The organism is Chitinimonas sp., from assembly GCF_041904975.1.
Taxonomy (GTDB): Bacteria; Pseudomonadota; Gammaproteobacteria; order Burkholderiales; family Chitinimonadaceae; genus Chitinimonas.
In genome coordinates this window covers 1-2,754 of sequence record NZ_JAYRLZ010000397.1, presented here as the reverse complement: position 1 = coordinate 2,754, position 2,754 = coordinate 1, and the positions used below count along the sequence as shown (strand labels likewise).

Sequence of the window (2,754 nt, the reverse complement as noted above, 5' to 3'; positions counted from 1 at the left end):
CCACTGGAGGCGCCGATCAGCCCGGGCTCGGCCAGCGGGTTGCGGAACACCGCCTGCAGCGCACAACCGGCAATGGCCAGCGCGCTGCCGGTGGCCAGGGCAAGCAACAGGCGTGGCAATCGCAGCGACAGCAAGACACTCTGCCAGATTTCATCCTGCTCGCCGCTCAGATTGCCGGCCAACAAGGCAGGAATGCGCCAGGGCGGAATGGCGACGGTGCCGCTGGCAATGGCCAGCACGGCCAGCAGCATCAGGCAGAACAAGCCCAGCCACAGGGTCTGGCTGCGCTTGGCAGGGGGAAGGGGGAAATGGCGCATTCCATCAGTTTACTGTAGCCAGCAGGCCGGCGACCGCGGTGCCATATCGGCAGTGTGCGCACTGACCTTGTTTCACCTTGGCAAGCAGGCAAGGGGTGGCCTTTACTGTGTGGAGCCGGTGGTTGTTGCTGCCGCCATCTACACGAACGGGGAGGAACTTCAATGTTGCGCTTGGTCCAGATGGTTTTTCTATTTGTCGTTCTGTTGAGCAGCACCGCCAAGGCCGAGGTGTGGTCGGTGCGTGCCGATACCTGGTGCCCGTATAACTGCGAGCCGGGCAGCGCCAACCCCGGTTATATGATCGAGATTCTGGATCAGGCAGCCAAGGCGACCGGCAATAAGGTGGACTACAAGCTGATGCCCTGGGCGCGGGCGCTGGAAGAGGTGCGCGCGGACAAGATCACAGCCGTGGTCGGTTTGACCGATGGTGATCGCGATGGGCTGCTGGTCAGCGACAAGATGGGTCTGGATGCCACCTGTTTCTTTGTGAATGAGGGCGACAGTTTCAAGTATCACGCATTGGCCGATCTCTCTCGCCTGGCCTCGGTGGGCACCGCGTCGGGCTATGAATACGCCGATGATTTCATGAAGTGGGCCAAGGCAAATCCCGGGAGAATCCAGCCGATTACCGGCGACAATCCGCTCGATGCCAATGTCAAGAAACTGAAAGCACACCGGATTACCGCCCTGGTGGAAAACCCCTCGGTACTCGAGTACGCCCGCAAGTCCATCAAGGAGCTTCAGGGCGTGGTGCTGGCCGGCTGTATGCCGAGCAACCCGCTGTATATCGGTGTTGGCGCCAAGCATGCAAAGGCTGCCGATATCGTCAAGGCGGTCAATGCCACGGCAGAGAAGCTGCGCCAGAGTGGCGAGCTGGACAAGATACTGGCCAAATACGGCATGAAAGCTTGGTAAGCGCAGGCGCGGCCAGTCAAGGGCGGCTGGCTTGGCTTGTCGCACCGCCTGGCCGGACCGGCTGCCCCGGGCTGGTGGTCGTGCTAGGCATTGAACTTGGTCTTGCCGGTGTGCCAGCCGCAATTCGTTCGTGATTCCCGCTTATAATCAGCGGCTTTGCGACACGAACGATTAGACCACCATGGAACTGGCCAAGAGCTTTGAACCCGGCGATATCGAACGCCGTTGGTACCAACACTGGGAAACCGCCGGCTATTTCAAGCCGAGCATGGATGCGAGCGCGCCCTCATTCAGCATCCAGCTGCCGCCGCCCAATGTCACCGGCACCCTGCATATGGGTCACGCCTTCAACCAGACCATCATGGATGGCCTGACCCGCTACTACCGCATGAAGGGCCACAACACCCTGTGGGTGCCGGGTACCGATCACGCCGGTATCGCCACCCAGATCGTGGTGGAGCGCCAGTTGGCCGAGCAGAAGATCAGCCGCCATGACCTCGGGCGCGATGCTTTTATCGAAAAAGTATGGGAATGGAAGGAAAAGTCCGGCGGCACCATTACCGGCCAGATGCGCCGCATGGGCTGCTCGGTCGACTGGTCGCAGGAATACTTCACCATGGACGCGGCTCGCTCCGAGACGGTCAGCGAGGCCTTTATGCGCCTGTATGAGCAGGGCCTGATCTACCGTGGCAAGCGCCTGGTGAACTGGGACCCGGTGCTGGGCACCTCGATTTCCGATCTGGAAGTGGAAAACGTCGAAGAAGACGGCTCGATGTGGCATATCCGCTATCCGCTCAAGGATGGCAGCGGCCACCTCACCGTTGCCACTACCCGGCCGGAAACCATGCTCGGCGACGTGGCACTGATGGTGCACCCGGAGGACGAGCGCTACACCGCCCTTATCGGCAAGACGGTGATCCTGCCGCTGACCCAGCGCGAAATCCCCATCATTGCCGACAGCTATGTCGACAAGGAATTCGGCACCGGCGTGGTCAAGGTCACCCCGGCCCATGACTTCAACGACTATCAGGTGGGCAAGCGCCACAACACCCAGCTGATCAATGTGATGAGCCTGCAAGCCACCATCCTGGCCGAAGCGCAGGTATTTGCGCTCGATGGCACGGTGCTGGGCACCCTGCCGCTGCCAGCCGCCTATGCCGGCCTGCGGGTGAAGGATGCGCGCAAGCTGATTGTCGCCGATCTGGAAGCGGCGGGTGTGCTGGGCGAAGTGAAGCCGCACAAGCTGATGGTGCCCAAGGGCGACCGTACCGGCTCGGTGCTGGAGCCGATGCTGACCGACCAGTGGTTTATGGCGATGAGCCGGGTGGGCAAGGATGACCCGACCGGCAAGACCATTGCCGAGAAATCGATTGAAGCCGTGGCTTCGGGCCAGGTGAAGTTCTATCCGGAAAACTGGGTGAATACCTACAACCAGTGGATGAACAATATCCAGGACTGGTGCATCAGCCGCCAGCTGTGGTGGGGTCACCAGATTCCCGCCTGGTATGACGAAGCCGGCCAG

Annotated in this window: 3 protein-coding genes; 2 read left to right on the top strand and 1 reads right to left on the bottom strand. The window is 61.1% G+C overall.

Annotated elements, in window-relative coordinates:
• Positions 1-317 (bottom strand): iron chelate uptake ABC transporter family permease subunit (locus ACE3OH_RS21370; protein ID WP_374358012.1); only part of this gene is annotated, 317 nt, incomplete at its 3' end.
• Positions 318-479: 162 nt separating this feature from the next.
• Here ACE3OH_RS21370 and ACE3OH_RS21365 point away from each other — a divergent pair.
• Both ACE3OH_RS21365 and ACE3OH_RS21360 read left to right on the top strand, forming a co-directional pair.
• Positions 480-1,232, top strand: coding sequence for a substrate-binding periplasmic protein (locus tag ACE3OH_RS21365; protein WP_374358009.1), 753 nt, complete (start codon positions 480-482; stop codon positions 1,230-1,232).
• Between the two features lie 181 nt (positions 1,233-1,413).
• On the top strand, positions 1,414-2,754 hold a 1,341-nt coding region (locus ACE3OH_RS21360; protein WP_374358006.1), incomplete at its 3' end, for a valine--tRNA ligase.

Excerpts from the sequence above, each read along its gene's own strand:
- ACE3OH_RS21365 (WP_374358009.1), top strand. The coding sequence starts at position 480 with ATGTTGCGCTTGGTCCAGATGGTTTTTCTATTTGTCGTTCTGTTGAGC.